The sequence below is a fragment of the Sporosarcina sp. G11-34 genome, assembly GCF_026931025.1.
This window is the reverse complement of record NZ_JAHNZW010000006.1, coordinates 102,233-123,387: the sequence shown is the minus strand read 5'-3', so window position 1 is coordinate 123,387 and position 21,155 is coordinate 102,233. Positions and strand designations below refer to the sequence as shown.

Annotated in this window: 17 protein-coding genes; 16 read left to right on the top strand and 1 reads right to left on the bottom strand. The window is 41.6% G+C overall.

Going from position 1 to position 21,155, the window contains the following annotated elements; translation table 11 throughout:
* Position 1: 1 nt before the first annotated feature.
* From KSU66_RS10170 to pyrE, 7 genes are read left to right on the top strand one after another with little or no spacing between them, the layout of a single operon-like run.
* Positions 2–1,279 carry a dihydroorotase gene (locus KSU66_RS10170; protein ID WP_269051336.1) on the top strand — a complete coding sequence of 426 codons (1,278 nt, stop codon included), beginning with the start codon at positions 2–4 and terminating at the stop codon, positions 1,277–1,279.
* The gene (locus KSU66_RS10165) at positions 1,279–2,379 is read left to right on the top strand and encodes a carbamoyl phosphate synthase small subunit (protein WP_269051507.1); all 1,101 of its coding nucleotides are present in this window, start codon (positions 1,279–1,281) and stop codon (positions 2,377–2,379) included. The genes KSU66_RS10170 and KSU66_RS10165 overlap by 1 nt, the downstream gene beginning before the upstream one ends.
* A complete protein-coding gene (carB, locus tag KSU66_RS10160) occupies positions 2,372–5,569 on the top strand; it encodes a carbamoyl-phosphate synthase large subunit (RefSeq protein ID WP_269051335.1) in 3,198 nt (1,065 codons plus the stop codon). The genes KSU66_RS10165 and carB overlap by 8 nt, the downstream gene beginning before the upstream one ends.
* On the top strand, positions 5,566–6,342 hold the full coding sequence (locus KSU66_RS10155; protein WP_269051334.1) for a dihydroorotate dehydrogenase electron transfer subunit: 777 nt from the start codon (positions 5,566–5,568) through the stop codon (positions 6,340–6,342). The genes carB and KSU66_RS10155 overlap by 4 nt, the downstream gene beginning before the upstream one ends.
* Entirely contained in the window at positions 6,339–7,253 is a 915-nt protein-coding gene (locus tag KSU66_RS10150) for a dihydroorotate dehydrogenase (protein ID WP_269051333.1), read from the top strand. The genes KSU66_RS10155 and KSU66_RS10150 overlap by 4 nt, the downstream gene beginning before the upstream one ends.
* Positions 7,250–7,960, top strand: a complete 711-nt coding sequence (pyrF, locus tag KSU66_RS10145; RefSeq protein ID WP_269051332.1) for an orotidine-5'-phosphate decarboxylase — start codon at positions 7,250–7,252, stop codon at positions 7,958–7,960. The genes KSU66_RS10150 and pyrF overlap by 4 nt, the downstream gene beginning before the upstream one ends.
* Positions 7,957–8,595, top strand: a complete 639-nt coding sequence (gene pyrE, locus KSU66_RS10140; RefSeq protein WP_269051506.1) for an orotate phosphoribosyltransferase — start codon at positions 7,957–7,959, stop codon at positions 8,593–8,595. The genes pyrF and pyrE overlap by 4 nt, the downstream gene beginning before the upstream one ends.
* A gap of 561 nt (positions 8,596–9,156) precedes the next feature.
* On the opposite strand, the gene KSU66_RS10135 is transcribed toward pyrE, so the two are convergent.
* On the bottom strand, positions 9,157–10,848 hold the full coding sequence (locus KSU66_RS10135) for an Rqc2 family fibronectin-binding protein (protein WP_269051331.1): 1,692 nt from the start codon (positions 10,846–10,848) through the stop codon (positions 9,157–9,159).
* Positions 10,849–11,003: 155 nt separating this feature from the next.
* On the opposite strand from KSU66_RS10135, the gene gmk reads away from it, so the two are divergent.
* The 9 genes from gmk to pknB all read left to right on the top strand — a co-directional run bounded on the left by gmk (position 11,004) and on the right by pknB (position 21,153).
* Positions 11,004–11,624 (top strand): guanylate kinase, encoded by a 621-nt coding sequence (gmk, locus tag KSU66_RS10130; protein ID WP_269051330.1) that lies wholly within the window; start codon positions 11,004–11,006, stop codon positions 11,622–11,624.
* Entirely contained in the window at positions 11,625–11,849 is a 225-nt protein-coding gene (gene rpoZ / locus KSU66_RS10125) for a DNA-directed RNA polymerase subunit omega (RefSeq protein ID WP_269051329.1), read from the top strand.
* A gap of 69 nt (positions 11,850–11,918) precedes the next feature.
* Complete coding sequence (gene coaBC / locus KSU66_RS10120) at positions 11,919–13,136, top strand: bifunctional phosphopantothenoylcysteine decarboxylase/phosphopantothenate--cysteine ligase CoaBC (RefSeq protein ID WP_269051328.1); 1,218 nt, start codon at positions 11,919–11,921, stop codon at positions 13,134–13,136.
* Positions 13,126–15,537, top strand: coding sequence for a primosomal protein N' (priA, locus tag KSU66_RS10115; protein ID WP_269051505.1), 2,412 nt, complete (start codon positions 13,126–13,128; stop codon positions 15,535–15,537). The genes coaBC and priA overlap by 11 nt, the downstream gene beginning before the upstream one ends.
* Before the next feature lie 19 nt (positions 15,538–15,556).
* Complete coding sequence (gene def, locus KSU66_RS10110; RefSeq protein WP_269051327.1) at positions 15,557–16,057, top strand: peptide deformylase; 501 nt, start codon at positions 15,557–15,559, stop codon at positions 16,055–16,057.
* The gene (gene fmt, locus KSU66_RS10105) at positions 16,054–16,995 is read left to right on the top strand and encodes a methionyl-tRNA formyltransferase (protein WP_269051326.1); all 942 of its coding nucleotides are present in this window, start codon (positions 16,054–16,056) and stop codon (positions 16,993–16,995) included. Before def ends, fmt begins: the two co-directional genes overlap by 4 nt.
* Entirely contained in the window at positions 16,992–18,341 is a 1,350-nt protein-coding gene (gene rsmB / locus KSU66_RS10100; RefSeq protein ID WP_269051325.1) for a 16S rRNA (cytosine(967)-C(5))-methyltransferase RsmB, read from the top strand. The genes fmt and rsmB overlap by 4 nt, the downstream gene beginning before the upstream one ends.
* Positions 18,342–18,373: 32 nt before the next feature.
* The gene (locus KSU66_RS10095; RefSeq protein WP_269051324.1) at positions 18,374–19,135 is read left to right on the top strand and encodes a Stp1/IreP family PP2C-type Ser/Thr phosphatase; all 762 of its coding nucleotides are present in this window, start codon (positions 18,374–18,376) and stop codon (positions 19,133–19,135) included.
* Positions 19,132–21,153, top strand: coding sequence for a Stk1 family PASTA domain-containing Ser/Thr kinase (pknB, locus tag KSU66_RS10090; protein WP_269051323.1), 2,022 nt, complete (start codon positions 19,132–19,134; stop codon positions 21,151–21,153). The genes KSU66_RS10095 and pknB overlap by 4 nt, the downstream gene beginning before the upstream one ends.
* Positions 21,154–21,155 lie beyond the last annotated feature (2 nt).

Below are 21,155 nucleotides of genomic sequence, written 5' to 3'. Positions count from 1 at the left end.
TATGGGGAAACTTATTCAAGGTGTACAAATGTTAAACAATGAAGGTGAAATAATCGTAGGGGATGTTCGAATTACGGAGGATACCATTAGTGAGGTAGGCACCAATTTGGACGTGTCAAACGCCGAAGTGATTCGTGGTGAAGGGTTATTCCTATCGCCAGGTTTCATAGACGTTCATGTTCATTTACGTGAACCAGGTGGAGAACATAAAGAAACGATTAAAAGCGGTACACTTGCGGCAGCAAAAGGTGGATATACAACGATTTGTCCGATGCCAAATACGAGGCCTGTACCGGACACGAAAGAAAACTTAACGCTTGTTAATAACCTTATTAAAGAAAATGCACTTATTCGTGTACTTCCGTATGCGTCTATTACAATTCGTGAGGCGGGCAAGGAAAGAACGAATCTTGCGGAGTTAAAAGAACATGGTGCGTTCGCGTTTACTGACGACGGTGTCGGCGTACAAGAAGCGGGAATGATGTATGAAGCGATGCAAGATGCAGCCAAAATCGGTATGGCAATTGTTGCGCATTGTGAAGACAACACACTTATTTACGGCGGCGCGTTGCATGAAGGAAAAAGAAATAAAGAACTTGGTTTACTAGGAATTCCTTCGATTGCGGAATCTGTACATATCGCACGAGATATTTTATTGGCTGAAGCGGCGGGTGCACATTACCATGTCTGCCACGTAAGTACAAAAGAGTCGGTACGAGTGATTCGTGACGCGAAAAAAGCGGGTGTCCACGTAACGGGAGAAGTAAGCCCACATCACCTACTTTTATCGGAAAATGATATTCCAGGGGACAACGCAGACTGGAAAATGAATCCGCCACTTCGTGGACAAGAAGATTTAGACGCATTGCGTGAAGGATTGCTTGACGGTACGCTCGACTTCATCGCAACGGATCATGCACCACACACAGCGGATGAAAAAGCTGTCGGTATGAAAACAGCACCTTTTGGTATAACGGGTCTTGAAACGGCATTTCCACTTTTATATACAAACTTCGTAAAAGAAGGGATATGGACAATGCAACAACTGATTGACTGGATGACGATAAAACCCGCAGATGTCTTCGGTTTGCCTTATGGAAAAATTGAAAAAGGTGCTCCGGCGGATCTTGTATTGATTGACTTAAACAAAGAACAAAAAATAGATCGCACGACATTTGTTTCAGAAGGAAAAAATACGCCATTTGACGGTTGGGAATGTTCAGGTTGGCCGGTAACGACGATATATGGTGGAAAAGTTGTTTGGGAGGATGGAAAATGATGAAAAAAAGAATGCTCATATTGGAAGACGGAACGATTTTCGAAGGTACTGCATTTGGTTCGGACAACGCTTCAATCGGTGAAACAGTTTTCACGACGGGTATGACAGGGTACCAAGAAACCATTTCGAATCCATCAGGTTGTGGGCAAATTATTGTAATGACTTATCCACTAATTGGGAATTACGGTGTGAACCGCGATGACTTTGAATCGATTGAAACAGCTGTAAACGGCGTTGTTGTACGTGAGTTGGAAGACGAACCTTCAAATTTTCGTAGTGGCATGAGTTTAGGCGACGTCCTTATGATGAAAGGGGTCCCTGGTATTCAAGGAATTGATACGCGAAAGTTGACGCGTATTCTACGTGAAAAAGGAGCCCTTAAAGGAATGCTAACCGCGGCTGGAGATACCGTGTCTGTAGAAGATAAGTTAGAGGACGTAAAAGCTTACAAGTTACCGACAAACCTTGTAACTCGTGTCTCTACAAAAAAAGCATATCCAAGTCCAGGTCGTGGAGAACGGGTTGTCTTGATTGATTGTGGCATGAAACACGGAATTTTAAGAGAGTTAAACAAAAGAGATTGCGATGTAATTGTTGTGCCATTTAATACGCCTTCAAATGTCATCCTTTCCTTGTTCCCGGATGGCATTGTCCTTTCGAACGGTCCCGGAAATCCGGAAGACGTTCAAGTGACAATCGATATAATTAAGGAATTGCTAGGAAAAGCGCCTATATTTGGTATAGGACTTGGACACCAATTACTGGCTCTTGCTTGCGGAGCAAAGACAGTAAAGTTGAAAAATGGTCATCGCGGGGGAAATCACCCTGTGAAAGATTTGTTATCCGGTCGTACGGAATTGACTGTACAAAACCACGGTTATGCGGTTGAGGAAGCATCTTTAAGTGGAACCAATCTTGAAATTACTCATAAGGCATTAAATGATGGATCCATCGAAGGCTTAAAAAATACGGAATATAATGCATTTTCCGTTCAGTTTCATCCAGAAGCTTCACCTGGACCTGAAGATGCCAATCATCTTTTTGATAGATTTACAGACTTAATGAAAACCAACAACCGGAAGGAGCAGTTAAATGCCTAAACGCGAAGATATTGAAACCATTTTAGTTATCGGTTCGGGACCAATTGTTATCGGACAAGCAGCGGAATTCGACTATGCAGGAACACAAGCATGTCTGTCATTGAAAGAAGAGGGGTACCGAGTTATTTTAATTAACTCAAACCCTGCAACAATTATGACGGATACAGAAATTGCTGACAAAGTATATATTGAACCAATTACACTAGAATTCGTGAGCGGTATTATCCGTAAAGAACGTCCAGATGCACTTCTTGCTACACTTGGTGGACAAACAGGCTTGAATATGGCAATTGAGCTTCATGAATCAGGTATTTTGGACGAACTAAACATTGAAATTTTAGGTACAAAATTAGATGCAATCCATAAAGCAGAAGATCGGGACTTATTCCGAACACTTATGAACGAACTTGGCGAACCAGTTCCAGAAAGTGATATTATCCATAATCTTGAGGAAGCTTATGCATTCGTTGAAAGAATTGGCTACCCGGTTATTGTTCGTCCGGCATTTACGCTAGGTGGAACAGGTGGCGGGATTTGTGAAAACGATAAAGAACTAGAAGAAACAGTTGCAAGCGGTTTGAAATATAGCCCAGTGACACAATGTCTTCTTGAAAAATCAATTGCTGGTTTCAAAGAAATTGAATATGAAGTGATGCGTGACTCGGCGGATAATGCAATCGTTGTTTGTAATATGGAAAACGTTGACGCGGTCGGTATTCATACAGGGGATTCCATCGTTGCTGCACCAAGCCAGACGCTGACGGACCGTGAATATCAAATGCTGAGAAATGTGTCATTGAAAATTATTCGCGAATTGAAAATTGAAGGTGGATGTAACGTACAACTTGCACTCGACCCGAATTCATTTAACTACTACATTATTGAAGTGAACCCACGGGTAAGTAGATCTTCGGCACTTGCATCGAAAGCAACTGGATATCCAATTGCAAAAATTGCAGCGAAAATCGCGGTAGGGCTAACATTGGACGAAATGATGAATCCAGTTACAGGTACGACATATGCATGTTTCGAACCGGCACTAGACTACATCGTTACGAAAATCCCACGCTGGCCATTCGATAAATTTGAATCAGCAAAACGAAATCTTGGTACGCAAATGAAAGCAACGGGCGAAGTAATGGCGATTGGACGGACATTCGAGGAGTCAATTTTAAAAGCAGTTCGCTCACTTGAAACAGGTCAATTTAATTTGTCATTGAAAAATGGCGATACAATGACAGACGAATGGATTGAAAAACGTATCCGCCGTGCTGGCGATGAAAGACTATTCTTCATAGGTGAAGCATTGCGTAGAGGCGTGACAGTTGAAACACTTCATGAGTGGAGTATGATCGACGTCTTTTTCCTTAGAAAACTTGAAAAGATTGTTCAATATGAAAAAGTGCTAGAAGCAAGTCCGTATGATGCTTCAACATTATATACAGCAAAACGTCTAGGTTTCTCTGACGTAACAGTTGCAGAGCTATGGAAAACAGACGAGAAAACAATTTACGATTGGCGTAAAGAGCGCGGCATGGTTCCTGTTTATAAAAAAGTAGATACATGTGCCGGTGAATACGAATCAGATACACCATACTTTTACGGAACATATGAAGAGGAAAACGAATCGATTAAGACAGACAAAAAAAGCATTATCGTTTTAGGTTCGGGACCAATTCGAATCGGTCAAGGAGTGGAATTTGACTACGCAACCGTGCACTCTGTTTGGGCTATTCAACAATCCGGTTATGAAGCAATCATTATCAATAATAACCCGGAAACCGTTTCGACTGACTTCTCCATTTCCGATAAACTTTACTTTGAACCGCTAACACTTGAAGATGTTATGCATATCGTCGATCTTGAGCAACCTGAAGGTGTTGTTGTTCAATTCGGTGGTCAAACAGCTATTAATCTTGCGGCGGGTCTTGAAGCACGCGGCGTAAAAATCTTAGGAACGACTCTTGAAGACACGGACCGTGCAGAAAACCGTAATAAGTTCGAACGTGCACTGCGTGAAATCGACATTCCACAACCACTCGGAATGACAGCAGTAACGGTCCCAGAAGCTGTTACGATTGCAAATGAAATCGGCTACCCAGTGTTAGTAAGGCCTTCTTATGTACTTGGTGGACGTGCAATGGAAATCGTCTATAAAGAAGAAGAACTTGTCTATTACATGGAGCATGCGGTTGAAGCAAGTCCAGAACAACCGGTACTTGTAGATAGGTATTTGACAGGTACGGAAATTGAAGTGGATGCAATTAGTGATGGTGAAAACGTACTAATTCCAGGGATTATGGAGCATATAGAACGCGCCGGTGTTCACTCAGGTGACTCGATTGCCGTATTCCCACCACAAAACTTATCACAAGAACATATAAAAACAATTACGGATTACACAACTCGACTGGCGCGCGGACTTAATATTATCGGTCTACTTAATATTCAATATGTTATTTCGGAAGATGAAGTGTACGTCATTGAAGTCAACCCAAGATCGAGCCGGACGGTGCCATTCTTAAGTAAAATTACAAATATTCCAATGGCAAACATTGCAACGAAAGCAATCCTTGGCCAATCGCTTATAGACCAAGGATATAAAGGTGGACTTGCACAACCACCAACGGGTGTCTACGTGAAAGTACCTGTGTTTTCCTTCGCTAAGTTGCGCCGTGTAGATATTACACTCGGACCTGAAATGAAATCAACAGGAGAAGTTATGGGGAAAGACGTTACGCTTGAAAAAGCACTTTACAAAGGGCTTGTAGCGGCAGGAATGGAAATCAAAGAATACGGAACAGTACTTATGACCGTATCTGATAAAGATAAAGAAGAAATGATTGGAATTGCGAAGCGCTTCATAAATATCGGTTATCATATTATGGCAACAGAAGGAACAGCCAATGTTTTAGAAGATGCAGGAATCCGCGTTAAAACGGTCGGTAAAATTGGTTCCGACGGTCCTACACTTCTTGACGTTATTCAAAAAGGAGAAGCACAATTCATTATCAACACATTGACGGTTGGTAAACAACCAGCACGTGACGGATTTAGAATTCGTCGTGAATCGGTTGAAAATGGGGTACCATGTTTTACTTCTTTAGATACGGCCGTGGCTATGCTTAGCGTCATTGAATCGATGAAGTTTCAAACGGAGGCCATGTCCAAGCAGGAGGTAATTATATGATTATCCAAGATCGAATGACAGTTACGTCTCAAAAACAAGTTGCGCACAACATATTCGAAATGAAGTTGTCAGGTAAACTGGTCGGAGAGATTTCCTCTCCGGGGCAGTTTGTCCACATTCGAGTGAGCGACTCCTATGAATTACTGTTAAGACGCCCAATATCCATCGCATCAATCAACAAAGTAGAAAATGAAATGACAATTTTATATCGCGCGGAAGGTCAAGGAACGAATGAACTTTCAAAAAAGCGCGAAGGTGACGAAGTCGATGTCCTAGGTCCACTAGGCAACGGGTTTCCAGTTGCAGAAACAGCACCGGGTGAAACAGCTGTCCTTGTTGGAGGGGGCATCGGTGTGCCTCCTCTTTATGAATTGTCTAAGCAATTAACTGCAAAAGGCGTGAGATGTATTCATGTACTAGGTTTTCAGTCAGACAATGTCGTTTTTTACGAAGAAGAGTTTTCTACTCTCGGCGAAACGCATATTGTGACTGTTGACGGAACAAAAGGAGCTGCGGGATTTGTAACGACAGTCATGGAGAATCTAGGTAATGATTTTTCAACATACTATAGCTGTGGCCCGATGCCAATGCTTGAAGCGGTTCAAAATATGTACACAGGGAAGAAAGGCTTTCTGTCTTTCGAACAACGTATGGGATGCGGAATTGGTGCATGTTTCGCTTGTGTTTGTCAAACAACAGAAGGAAACGATAAAGCATACATAAAAGTATGCTCAGATGGTCCAGTCTTTCCTGCGGGGATGGTGTCAATATGAATAGATTATCAGTAGATTTACCAGGACTTCAATTGAAAAATCCAATTATGCCAGCATCCGGTTGTTTTGGCTTTGGCCAGGAATATGGCAATCTGTATGACTTGTCACTTCTCGGAGCGATTATGATTAAAGCGACAACACTTGAAACAAGACTAGGTAATCCAACGCCACGTGTTGCAGAAACGTCATCGGGCATGCTGAATGCAATTGGACTTCAAAATCCAGGACTTCAAGGTGTAATGGCAAATGAACTTCCATGGTTGGAAAAATTCGATGTGCCAATTATTGCAAACGTTGCTGGTACAGAAACGGCGGATTATGTAGAAGTTGCCAAAGTGATTTCTACAGCTCCTAACGTGACGGCATTGGAGCTCAATATTTCATGTCCAAACGTTAAAGAAGGTGGAATTACATTTGGTACAGATCCTAAAGTTGCAAGAGAACTGACTGCGGCTGTGAAGGCGGTATCGAAAGTGCCAGTGTACGTTAAACTTTCGCCAAACGTAACGGATATATCCGCAATTGCAAAAGCAGTTGAAGAAGGCGGAGCAGATGGTATCACGATGATTAATACGCTTCTTGGAATGCGTTTAGATGAAAAAACAGGGAAACCGATCATCGCGAATATTACAGGTGGATTATCTGGTCCAGCTATTAAACCTGTCGCACTTAAAATGGTGTACGAAGTAAGTCAAGCCGTCAACATTCCGATTATTGGAATGGGTGGTATTAAAGATACAATTGACGTAATCGATTTTTTATCGGCAGGTGCGAGCGCGGTTGCAATTGGAACAGCGAACTTTGTAAATCCGTTTATTTGTCCAGAAATCATTAAAGAATTACCGGCTAAATTGGACGAATTAGGTATTAATCAAATATCCGAACTAATAGGAAGGAGCCATCGCCTGTGAATACGTCACCAATCATTGCGCTCGATTTTGATTCGGCGGAAAAAACATTCGATTTTCTTCACTCATTTGATGGTGGTCTAAACGTGAAAGTAGGTATGCAACTTTATTATAAAGAGGGTCCTTCTATTGTTGCTCGGTTAAAAGACCAAGGATATGATGTGTTTCTCGACTTGAAATTGCATGATATTCCGAACACAGTGAAATCATCGATGGAAGTTCTTGCTGGAATGGGTGCAAATCTTGTAAACGTCCATGCGGCAGGTGGAAAAACGATGATGGAGGCAGCACTTGAAGGGCTTGATAAAGGAACCCCTATGGGTAAAAACCGGCCTTCACTCATCGCTGTGACACAGCTTACATCAACGGATGAACAACAAGTTCGAAAAGAGCAGTTGATTGAAGTGTCACTACAACAGTCTGTCCTTCATTACGGACAACTTTCAAAAGAGGCCGGGCTCGATGGTGTTGTTTGTTCTGTTCACGAAGCGGCAGTACTTACTGATGTTTGCGGCAAAGAATTTTTCAAAGTAACACCAGGCATTCGACTCGCTGATGGCGGTGCGCATGACCAAAAACGAATTGCAACACCGGAAGAGGCACGACTTGCGGGTTCTACACATATCGTCGTAGGACGAGCGATTACGGGTGCGAATGATCCACTGGCCGCTTATAACATTATCAATGCACAATGGAAAGGGGCGAAATGACGATGGGGAAAAAAGAAATTGCACAAATTTTATTAAATGTAGGCGCGGTTGAGCTCAATCCAAATGATCCATTCATTTGGGCATCGGGAATCGAATCACCGATTTACTGTGATAACCGGCTCGTAATGGCAGATCCAATTGGACGTAAAACAATTGCAGGAGGACTTGCACAATTAATCCGTGAAAATTATTCGGATACGACAGTCGTAGCGGGAACTGCAACAGCTGGCATTCCACATGCTGCATGGGTTGCGGATATTTTAGGATTGCCGATGGTGTACATCCGTTCAACTGCAAAAGGTCACGGACGAAGTCGTCAAATTGAAGGTAAAATAGCTAAAGGTGATAAAGCGATTATTATCGAAGATTTGATTTCAACAGGAGGAAGTAGTTTAAATGCAGCGAAAGCTCTTCGTTCCGAAGGTATTGAAGTAACTGGTGTTGTTTCGATATTTACATATGAGCTTAAAAAAGCCGATGAAACATTTGCAGCTGAAGGGTTAACGTATAACAGCTTGACAGATTTCGGTGCACTTGCTGAAGCAGCAAAAGATAGCGGATCAATTGAAGAAAAAGCAATCATCGATTTACTTGATTGGCACGGAAAACTCAAGGCGGGTCTTTTGACTAAATAAATATATATACCTATATATTCTGAACTAAAGATTCTAACCTGAAAAAGTCTAATGATGATCACTTTACGGAGCCGTTGATTTCCGTTGCGAGCGGACGCTTTCCGCGGGCAAGGACCGAGCCGCTTCCTTCGCTACGCTCCGTCCAGGGTCTCGGATCTCTTGCTTTCCCGCTGGAGTCGCCGCTCTCCACTACAATCAACTAGGTGTCACATTCTTTAGTTCAACCTATATATGTTGAACTAAAGAATTTGACTAACAACAAGGAGAGAGTGAACTTCCTCCCACTTCTGTCTTATTGCTCCGGTTACCCTGGCGGCCGCCTTCGCTAGAGGGGTGTTTAAATTAGGAAGACCTTATTTTAGCACACCCGAAAATCGTTGAATAAGGCGACACTCCAGCGGGAATAGCATTAGCCGAAGACCCCGCAAGCGTAGCGAGGAGGCTGGGGCAATGCCCGCGAAAAGGGAGCCGGTTCAACGATTTTTTTAGCGGAAATCCCTGTTTCAACATATACAAATAATGCGATTCCATAAGTCGATTAGACAAATGGAATCGCATATTTTATTTCCGTAATTTCCTGACGAGATCTTCATCTGGTGTGACGAATAGCGTTTTTTGTTCGAAATAGATAACAAATCCAGGTTTGGAGCCATTCGGCTTCTTAACATGTTTCACTTCCGTATAGTCGACCGGAACGGATGATGAACCTCGTGCTTTACTAAAATAAGCAGAGAGCATTGCAGCTTCTTGGATTGTTTCTTCATCTGCTTCTCCGTCATGAATGACGACATGCGAACCCGGGATGTCTTTCGTATGGAGCCAAATATCGTTCCTTGCGGCTACTTTAAACGTTAAATAGTCATTTTGTTTATTATTTTTTCCTACAGAGATTTTTATGCCCGAAGATGAGACATACTGCTCTGGAGCAGGTTTTTTAGGTCTTTTCTTTTTCTTGCCCCTTCTTGCTTTCATCAAGCCGAGTTCTGCAAGTTCCTCGCGAATTTCTTCGATGTCTTCCGGTGCAGCTTGAATTACTTGTTGCTTGATCATTTCAAAGTATTCGATATCTTCATCTGCTATTTTAAGTTGCTGCGCAATCATTATTAAAGCCGTTTTCGCTTTCGAATATCTTGAATAAAATCGCTGTGCATTTTCAATTGCATTTTTTCGAGGGTCAAGAGGGATTGTTTCAGTTGTTCCTTCTTCGTAATAGTTATTTACGATCGCCTCTGTTTGTCCTTTTTCAATCTGGTAACTATTTGCTGTTAAAAGCTCGCCGTATAATTGAAACGTATCGAGTTTTCCAGCATTCGATTTTTCTTTTATAAGTTTTTTTATTTTCAAGTTCAATTTGGCAATTTCATTGTCGAGCCATCGCTCCAAATCAAACGCTTGAGATTTGACTCGTTCTCTTTCGGCACGTTCAAAATACACTTTATCCAAAAGATTACTCAACGTACTAAACTCCGCTAGTTGTTTGTCGGCATGCGTTAATGCGGCTGCAGAAAATACTGTTTTTGCGTTGATTTCGGAAATGTTTGGATGATTGTCTATTCCTTGAAATGCGGATAAGAATGTTTTGTACACTTCATATGGCTCTTGTTGTTGATTGTTGTTTAGCCGAAATAGCAACTCCTCACCATTTATCGGAGAAAAGCCCGAAAGTATTTTAACGAAGTCGCGTCCGCTTTCAACCCCTTGAAGTAACGCTGTAAATTGTGCAGAGTCAACTAAAAAAGGATCTAACTTTTCTTGAGGGGGAGCGGGTATGTACGTTTGTCCCGGTAAAATTGTTCGGTAACTGTTTACAGAAGGAGGGAGATGCTTCTGGGCGTCGATAATTAGGTTGCGCGTCGGATCGACCAAAATGAAGTTACTATGACGACCCATTATTTCGACATGGATTCTACGCTCCATATCATCCCCGATTTCATTTTTTGCTCGTACATCAATTGTAATAATCCGGTCGGAACCGTACTGATTAATGGATGTAATTGTGCCACCTTCAAGTTGTTTTCGCAATACCATACAGAACAGTGGGGGTTCGGCAGGATTTGTAAGCGATTCGTCAGTCAGTTGAATCCTTGAATAAGATGGATGGATTGAAATAAGAAGTTTGTGATTTTGTCCGCCCGCTCGAATAAGAAACACGAGCTCTTGTGCATTCGGCTGATGAATACGTGAAATGCGTCCATTTTGGAGGACTTGCAGTTCTTGAACCATTGCCGTTGTAAATAAACCGTCAAATGCCATACTGATTCCTCTTTCAATTCGTTTAGTACCATTTTAGCACTCTGGGTGCTAGATATGCTATAATATGAACAAGTTGTTTTGATTTTAAAAATTGGTGCTCCTTAGGGTAATACCAGAATTGACTGTAAATTAGACTAGATAAGAAGAGGGATTGCATGCATAAAAAACGGGGACTGTTAATCGTTCTATCTGGCCCATCCGGTGTAGGTAAAGGAACGGTACGAAAAGAACTTTTCACACAGCCTGATACGAACTATGAATACTCTATTTCAATGACGACCAGAAGCGCACGTGACGGCGAAGTAGACGGAGTAGACTATTTTTTCAAATCGAGGGATGAATTTGAAAAGCTAATTGAAGAAGGAAAACTTCTTGAATACGCGGAATACGTCGGTAATTATTATGGAACACCGCTTGACTATGTCAATGAAACACTCGATGCTGGAAGAGATGTGTTTCTTGAAATTGAAGTTGTCGGTGCAGCGCAAGTGCGTGAAAAAGTTCCAGATGGTCTTTTTATCTTCCTTGCACCCCCAAGTTTGTCCGCACTTAAAGACAGGCTCGTCGGAAGAGGAACTGAACCGTCAGAAGTAATCGCTTCACGTATTATAAAAGCACGAGAAGAGCTTGAAATGATGAATTTATACGATTATGTTGTTGAAAATGACGAAGTTAAAAATGCTTGCGATAAAATCAATTCAATCGTTATTGCCGAACATTGTCGTAGAGAACGCGTCGAGAAAATTTACTTACATATGTTAGAGGGGGAAAAATAAATGTTACATCCATCCGTGGACTCATTGAAAGAAAAGATTGATTCGAAATACACGCTCGTTACGATTGCTTCAAAACGTGCCCGAGAAATACAGGAGCTTCATAATGAACTGCTTCCAACATACAAATCGAAAAAGAACGTAGGTAGGGCACTTGAAGAAGTCGCTGCAGGCGTTTTAACGAAAAGAACACAAGACCAATCGATTATTTACGAAGACGAAATTTAAAAAATATGTGCAACTCCCTTAGAATCGATTTTTCTTTGGGAGTTTGTCATTTTAGAAAGGAAGAGGGCAGTGTTAGTAAATAAAAAAATTCTTATTTGTGTAACGGGTGGAATTGCAGTATACAAATCAGTCGCGCTCGTCAGCAAGTTGGCACAAGCCGGCGCGGATGTGAAAGTTGTCATGACTAAATCAGCGATGGAGTTCGTCACACCGTTAACTTTTCAAGCAATGTCACGCAATGATGTATTCTTCGATACGTTTGACGAAAAAGATTCCTCTGTTATTGCACATATTGACTTAGCCGATTGGGCAGATCTTGTCGTTGTTGCACCAGCTACGGCAAATGTAATAGGAAAAGTAGCGAACGGGATATCCGATGATATGGTGTCAACTGTCCTCCTTGCAACGACAGCGGAAGTTTGGTTTGCACCTGCTATGAATGTCAATATGTATGGAAACAAGGCCGTGATTCGTAATATTTCAAGGCTGGCTGAAGACGGTTACCGATTTATCGAACCATCTGAAGGCTTTTTGGCATGTGGCTATGTAGGCAAAGGTCGTCTTGAAGAACCAGAAAAAGTTGTTGAGCTTATAAGCGAGCGGTTCGAACCGAAAAACTTACCACTTACTGGAAAAAAGGTTGTTATTACAGCTGGACCAACGAGGGAACGTATTGACCCAGTACGGTATGTGTCAAATTTCTCGAGTGGAAAAATGGGCTATGCAATGGCAGAAGCCGCCGTAACACTCGGCGCTGACACGACGTTAATATCCGGTCCTGTTAGTCTTCCGAAACCTGCCGGAGTAACGGTTATCGATGTAGAAAGTGCGGCTGAAATGTTTAATGCGGTATGCGAAAATTACGAGGATGCTTCAATTGTTATTAAATCAGCGGCAGTAGCGGACTATCGTCCAGCGGAAATCCATCCCCAGAAAATTAAAAAAGGTGAGGACCTTGCTGTTATTGAACTTGAACGCACAACGGACATTTTAAAAACGCTTGGTGAAAGAAAAGAAAAGCAACTTCTTGTAGGCTTCGCGGCGGAAACTGAGAATGTATTGAAAAACGGAATGACTAAACTGATAGGGAAAAACTTGGACTTCATCGTCGTTAATGATGTAACCGATCCAGATGGTGGATTTGGTAGCGAAACGAATGTTGTCACATTACTATCGAAAAGCGGTACAAACACGCCATATCCAGCAATGTCTAAAAAAGAATTAGCACATCTTTTATTAGAAAATATCATTAAAGAGGAAGGCTTTGGGGTCATTCATGATCGCTGAAGTTATTGTTGACGTGGCGGCTTATCCAATTGATCGGCCGTTCGATTACATTGTTCCGCAAGTGATAGAATCGATAATAGAACCGGGTGTCCGGGTAAAAGTACCATTCGGTCGAAGAAACGTACTAGGATATGTCACTCGTTTGAAAAATGAAAGTGAACTGGAAATTGATAAATTAAAAGAAATCGATGAACTAATCGATCTTGAGCCGGTCCTTTCAAAAGAGTTATTGGAACTGTCGAAGTGGCTTGCCGTGCAAACGTTGTCTTACGAAATAGATGCATTGCAAGTGATGTTGCCAGCTGCTATGCGTGCAAAATACGAGAAGTTTATTGTCGTCAATGAACCTGAACAAATAGAAAGTGAAGATTTTAGTCGTTTTATTGCGGGTCGAAAACGTGTGTCTATGAAAGAGGCAATTGAATTCGACTTTTTAAGAGTATTGAAAAAGTATGCAGCGGAAGGCATTATTACAGTAGATACGACAGTTGGGCAAAAAACGGCTGTAAAGAAAGAACGAATGATTCGAATTGGAAAAAAATCCGAACTTCAACGCATATTGGAATCTCTTCATGTAAATGCTAGAAAACAAACAGAACTTATTCAGTGGATGATTGAAAATGAAGGACAAACTTTGCGTGCGAAGCAACTTTTCGAGTTAACAAATATTCAACCGTCTGTTCTAAAAGCAGTCATCGAGCGGGGGGCTGCCATTGAAGAATACGTTGAAGTGTACCGCGAACCCGAAGCGCCGGGTATGAAGGATGTAGCCATTCCAGAACAGTTAACGGATGAGCAACAAGTGGCATTGGCTCAACTGTCAACTTCTATAAAGAGCGGCAAAGCAGAAACATTTCTTCTGCACGGCGTTACGGGAAGCGGAAAAACTGAAGTCTATTTGCGTTCGATTCAAGAAGTGTTAGCTAAAGGACAAGATGCAATTGTTCTCGTACCGGAAATCTCCTTAACGCCACAAATGACATCCCGCTTTAAAGCTCGTTTTGGACCACTCGTCGCTGTGATGCATAGTGCATTATCCGCGGGTGAGAAGTACGATGAATGGCGTAAAATTCACCGGGGCGAAGTGAAAGTTGTCGTTGGTGCAAGATCGGCTATTTTTGCTCCGTTTGAAAATGTTGGTATTATCATTCTCGACGAGGAGCATGAATCGACGTATAAACAAGAAGATACACCACGCTATCACGCAAGAGATGTGGCTATTAGACGCGCCGAGTATTATGGTTGTCCGGTCATACTTGGAAGTGCGACTCCGTCTTTGGAATCGTATGCTAGGGCTTCTAAAGGTGTGTACACCCTTTTAACATTAATGAAGCGTGCCAGAAATCAGCAACTTCCCGAAGTGAATATCGTGGATATGCGTGAAGAGCTTCGAACGGGAAATCGTTCGATGTTTTCAGTGCCACTAGCAGAAGCGATTCGTAAGCGCTTGGAGGCAAATGAGCAAATTGTTTTATTTTTAAACAAACGTGGTTTTTCTGCGTTCGTTTTATGCAGAGATTGCGGAACGGTTGTTGAGTGTCCGAACTGTGATATCTCGCTTACTTATCATCGTGCACATGAGCGACTGAAGTGTCATTATTGCGGTCATGAGGAAAACGTCCCTCTTGCTTGTCCAGAATGTACAAGTGAACATATTCGTTTTTTCGGAACAGGTACTCAAAAAGTGGAAGAGGAAATTGCGAAATTGTTTCCGGTAGCACGTGTCCTTCGAATGGATGTAGATACGACAAGGCAAAAAGGGTCCCATGAACGACTACTACGGCAGTTTAGTGAAGGAAAAGCGGATATATTACTCGGTACACAAATGATTGCAAAAGGATTGGATTTCCCCAATATTACACTTGTAGGTGTTCTTGCAGCGGATACAACATTGCATTTAGCCGATTTTCGTGCGGCCGAAAAAACGTTTCAACTGATGACACAAGTAAGTGGACGAGCAGGTAGGCATGATTTGCCCGGCGAAGTTTTCATACAAACCTATACCCCAGATCACTATGCAATCGAACTAGCTAAAGAGCAACATTACGAACCGTTTTATAAGCACGAAATGCTTGCACGAAGACAATTCGGTTATCCTCCCTTCTATTTTGTGACACTTGTTCAGTTTTCTCATGAAGATCTGTTAAAAGTGGCCGACTTCGCAGAAAAAGGAGCACGCTATTTAAAAGAAAACTTGTCGCAAGAAACCGTAATAATTGGGCCAACAGCAGCCGCGATTAGCCGTGTTAACAATAGATATCGGTACCAATGTCTGTTAAAATACAAAAAAGAACCGAAACTAACTGAAGCGTTGCAACAACTTATTAAATTATATAAAACAAATTGGATGAAATCGGGTCTTGTAATGACTGTTGATGTTGAACCGACATCCATTTATTGAAAAGAAAAGAGGAATTGAATTGGCAATAAAAGAAATAGTGAAGCATCCATCCCCAATATTAGATATGAAATGTAAAGAAGTAGTTAAATTCGATAAGAAACTGGCGAAGCTACTTGACGATATGCACGAGACAATGATTGCAGCCGATGGGGTAGGCTTAGCGGCACCTCAAGTAGGAGAACCCATTCAAGTAGCAATCGTTGATTTTGATGAAGGGCAAGATATTATTGAAATGATTAACCCCGTCGTCACTGCAATTGGTGGAGAAGAAATTGAAATTGAAGGTTGTCTTAGTTTCCCGGGACTTTACGGTGAAGTAAAGCGTCCATTTTACGTGAAAATCGAAGCACAAGAACGAAATGGGGCACTTTATGAACTTGAAGCGGAAGGATATGAGGCACGTGCGATCCTTCATGAAATTGATCATTTGAATGGTATTTTGTTTGAATCGAAAATTATTCGAGTCGTAGATCTTGAAGAGTTGGAACGGTTACAAGAAGAAGGAGAGGATGACCTATGAAATCCATTGTTTTCATGGGAACTCCCGATTTTTCTGCCCCAATTTTAGCGATGCTTCACGAAAAAGGGTACAACATAAAAGCTGTTGTGACACAACCAGATAGACCGGTTGGAAGGAAGCGCGTACTTACGCCACCACCTGTAAAAGTGGAAGCGTTGAAGCTTGGTTTACCGATAATTCAACCAGAAAAGTTAATCGGATCATCTGAACTTGAAGAAATTATTGCGCTTCAACCAGATCTTATTATTACAGCTGCATTTGGACAAATCTTGCCGAAAGAATTGCTGGATGCTCCAAAGCTTGGATGTATAAATGTCCATGCGTCTCTTCTTCCAAAATACCGCGGGGGAGCGCCGATTCACCAAGCAATTATTGATGGGGAAACAGAAACGGGCGTCACGATTATGTATATGGTGGAAAAACTAGATGCGGGTGATATTATTTCCCAAGCAACTGTTCCAATTTCAGATACAGAAAATACAGGAAATCTTTTTGAAACGTTGTCAGTAGTCGGTATGGATCTACTAGAAAAGACGTTGCCATCTATACTTGAAGGAACGAATGAACGAATCGTGCAAGATGAATCTTTAGTAACTTTCGCGCGTAACATATCACGTGAACAGGAAAAAATTGATTGGTCACAAGGCGGGAAAGCAATCTACGATAAAATTCGCGGGCTTCACCCATGGCCAGTCGCTTATTCGGTTTTTCAAGGTGAAAATGTGAAAGTATGGTGGGGCGAAAAAGTCCAAACAACTGAAAATGCTGCACCGGGTACAATTTTACATATTGATAAAGATCGAATTATTGTAAAAACAGGCGATAATATTGGACTTGCGATAACAGATTTACAACCAGCCGGAAGAAAACGATTGTCTGCCGAAGTATTTATTAGAGGTAATGGTGCACAGTGGAATGAAGGAGACATGTTCGAGTGAAGAGACCGCAAAAGAAAATATGGAACGGCAACGTACGCGATGCAGCACTGTCAATCTTAATGGAAATAAATAATAATCAGGCATACAGTAATTTATTACTCCATCGTACGATTGAAAAGTATGGAATTGAAGCGAAGGACCGTGGCCTTTTAACAGAGCTGACATATGGAACGCTTCAACAGCGAATGACACTCGATTATTATTTGGAGCCGTTTGTACGTGGAAAATTAGACGGTTGGGTTCGAGAATTACTTAGGTTGTCACTCTATCAAATCGTTTATTTAACGAAAATTCCTCCACACGCAGTTGTACATGAAGCAGTTGAAATCGCTAAAAGACGTGGCCATAAACGAATTGCCCCGACAGTAAATGGTATCCTTCGTTCGGTGTTGCGTAAAGGTGTCCGCTCGCTTGAAGAAATAGAAGATGAAGTGATTCGAATTTCGATTGAAACAAGTCACCCGGAATGGCTCATTGCAAGATGGATTGAGTTGTACGGTGTAGAAGAAGCGACAATTATGGCGCATGAAAATAACAATCCAGCGCATATGACGATGCGGGTAAACACGGCTAAAGCAACAATGAAAGAAGTTGTTGAATCCCTTGAATCGGAAGGTATCCAAATTAGAAACGGGGAAGTTGTCGAGGAGTGTATCATTTCGGGATCCGGAAACCCTTCAAAAACGACTGCTTATAAAAAAGGACTTGTTACGATTCAGGATGAAAGCTCAATGTTGCCAGTTGTTGCACTCGATGTCAAACCGGGTATGAAAGTACTTGATATGTGCGCCGCACCTGGTGGTAAAACGACTCATATTGCCGAGAAAATGAACGATGATGGCGAAGTTTTTGCACATGATCTTCACGAGCATAAATTAGCACTTATCGAAGCAAATGCGACAAGGCTCGGACTTTCATCGATTTCAACAAAAAGCGGGGACAGCCGGGAATTGGTTAAATTGTACGAAAGCTCGTCATTTGACCGAATTCTTGTTGATGCTCCTTGTAGTGGGCTTGGTGTAATTCGTAGAAAGCCTGAAATAAAATACGTTAAAACGGCAGCTGATTTTGATGGACTCGTAAAGATTCAATCAGAGCTTCTTGATACGGCAAAAGAACTCATCAAACCAGAAGGAGTAATTGTTTACAGTACGTGTACCGTGGAGTATGCAGAAAATCAAGGCGTCGTGTCTAGTTTTCTTGAGCGTCACACAGATATGGAAACAATTCCGTTACCCCATCTGACTGGAAATGAAAAATTACAGTTTGAAGGCAATTTACTACAAGTACTTCCACAACATTTTGGAAGCGATGGTTTCTTTGTAACTGCTTTCCGAAAAAAGTGAACAAAAGAATGTGAAGTGGAAACGGGGGATATATGTTGCAATTCGAAGTTCTATCGGACATCGGTAAAAAACGAACGATTAATGAAGATAGCGCAGCGGTCTATACGCATCCCGAAGGAATAATCCTTGCGATTATAGCGGATGGCATGGGTGGTCATCAAGGTGGCGGATTTGCAAGTTCTACTGCAGTTAAAGTAATCGGTGAACAATTCATGGAACTCGATAGTTCAGAGTTCACTACGGAGGAAAATTGGACTGAATGGTTGAAAGAAGCAATTTTTCATGTGAACCGGCTACTTTTTGAATATGCAAGTGAAAACGATGAATTAGAAGGAATGGGAACAACACTTGAAGTGGCGCTTGTAAGAGGTCGTTCATGTCTTATTTCCCATGTAGGTGACAGTCGGGTGTATGCGATCAATCAAGACGGCGTACACCAAATTACAAGGGACCACTCCTATGTGAATGTACTGCTGGACAGTGGAGAAATCACTGAAGAAGAAGCGGAAGTGCATCCACAGCGAAATTGGATTATGAAAGCAGTAGGATCTGAAAAACATATTTACCCCGATTTACATTCCATTGAACTTGATGACGACACATTTTTGCTTATTTGCACAGATGGGTTGAGCAATAAAGTAGATAGCGAATCGATGTTGAATATTATGTTGTCCGAAACTGGATTGCGGGAAAAAGTTGAAACGCTTGTAGAACTTGCAAATAGTCAGGGCGGAGAAGACAATATTTCAGTTATTGCATTAAAACCTTTTGATATGGAGGTGAATGCTCCATGATTGGAAGAAGAGTTGGTGGCCGCTATGAAATCATTAAATATATTGGCGGCGGCGGGATGTCAAAAGTATATCTTGCACATGATGTCATTTTGGATCGCAACGTTGCAATTAAAATACTGAATTATGATTTTTCAAACGAAGAAGATCTGAAGAAAAGATTTATGAGGGAAGCACTTTCAGCAACAAGTTTAACTCATCCACATATCGTCGATATATTTGATGTTGGTGAAGAGGGTGAGCTTCACTATTTAGTCATGGAATATGTGGAAGGCCAAACGCTAAAAGAATTCATCACTTCAAATGGGCCTTTGTCACCTGAAGCAGCTTTACCAATTATGCACCAACTTATTTCGGCTATTTCCAATGCCCATTATAACGGCATCGTTCATAGGGATATTAAGCCCCAAAACATATTGATGGATTCAGATGGGAATGTAAAGATAACGGATTTCGGTATTGCAATGGCGCTAAGTGCCACGGCACATACAAAAACGAACTCGATTTTAGGTACTGTTCACTATTTGTCACCCGAGCAAGCGCGCGGTGGCATGGCGACAAAAAAATCGGATATTTATTCGGTCGGAATTGTATTTTACGAACTACTTACGGGCAAATTGCCTTTTTCAGGTGAGTCAGCCGTTTCAATTGCATTGAAGCATTTACAAGAAGAAACGCCATCTGTTCGAGAATTATATCCATCGATTCCGCAAAGTGTGGAAAACGTCATTTTAAAAGCAACTACAAAAAATACTTCAAATCGATATCAATCGGCAGATGAAATGCAAGATGATTTAGCGACAGTACTGCTGCCACAACGTGCAAACGAAAAAAGGTTCGCAATTCCATACGATGATGATATGACACGTGCAATCCCTGTAATTACAGATGCAAATCGATTTGAAAACGTTACAGATACGAAAAAAGTCGAACCTGTACAACTGGAACCAACCTCGCCCGGAGTTATTAAAAAGAAGAAAAAATGGCCCATTGTTGTTTCAATTCTTTCCGGAATTCTCGTTATAGCACTTCTAATCCTTTTCCTTCCTGGAATGATTAGTCCCAAAAAAGTAGAGATAACAGATGTCATTGGGAAAGATGAAGTAGAAGCGACTAAACTGCTTGAGGAAGATGGGTTTGTTTTAGATAAAGTAATTGAGCAAACATCTGATGAATTCGAAATGGGCCAAGTTATTCAGACAAACCCAGAAGTCGGAAGAAGTCGGGATTTTGGATCACCTGTTTCACTGTACGTAAGTATCGGTAAAGAAACGGATGAACTTGAAGATTATACAGGTAGAAGTTTTACGCAAGTTGCAAGTTTGTTAGCAAACTATGTTAAATCAATTGAATCCGAGGAAGTGTTTTCGGATCAAGTTGCCGGGCTAATTATTAGTCAAGATCCAGCAGAAGGTACGGAAATTATTCCATCAGAAACAGTTCTCAAATTTAAAGTGAGTAAAGGTGAAGAAGTAGTTGTTCTCGAAGATCTTAGTGGATACGATAAAAAAGAATTGGCGGAGTATGAAAAAAGTTCGGGGCTAAAAGTAACTATTTCGAAAGAAATGTATTCCGGAAGCGTACCTGCCGGAAGGGTTATTTCCCAACAACCAGCGCCTGAAGCAGAAATTGCGAAAGGTGGAAGTGTTTCTGTCGTCTTATCGCAAGGTGTCGAGAAAAAACCTGTGAAGCATATTGTCTCTTCCGTATTGATAGAATATAAACCAGAATTGGCAGATGCTGTTGATGAGGGTGCTAGTGAAGAAGACGTTGAAAACCCTGAAGAAGAGGGAGAAACAGTACAGCCAAAAGAACCAGAACTAAAACCTCAACAAATTCGTATCTTTATACAAGATAGAAATCACTCCATGAACGATGTGTTCGAAGAGTTTATGATTACTACAAATCTGACAAAACGTATAACAATAGAGCTTGAAGAAGGGCAAAGTGGAGCGTACAGAATTATGCGTGACAATATGCAAATTGCGGAAGAAAAGTTCAATTATGCGGATGCCAACTAGAA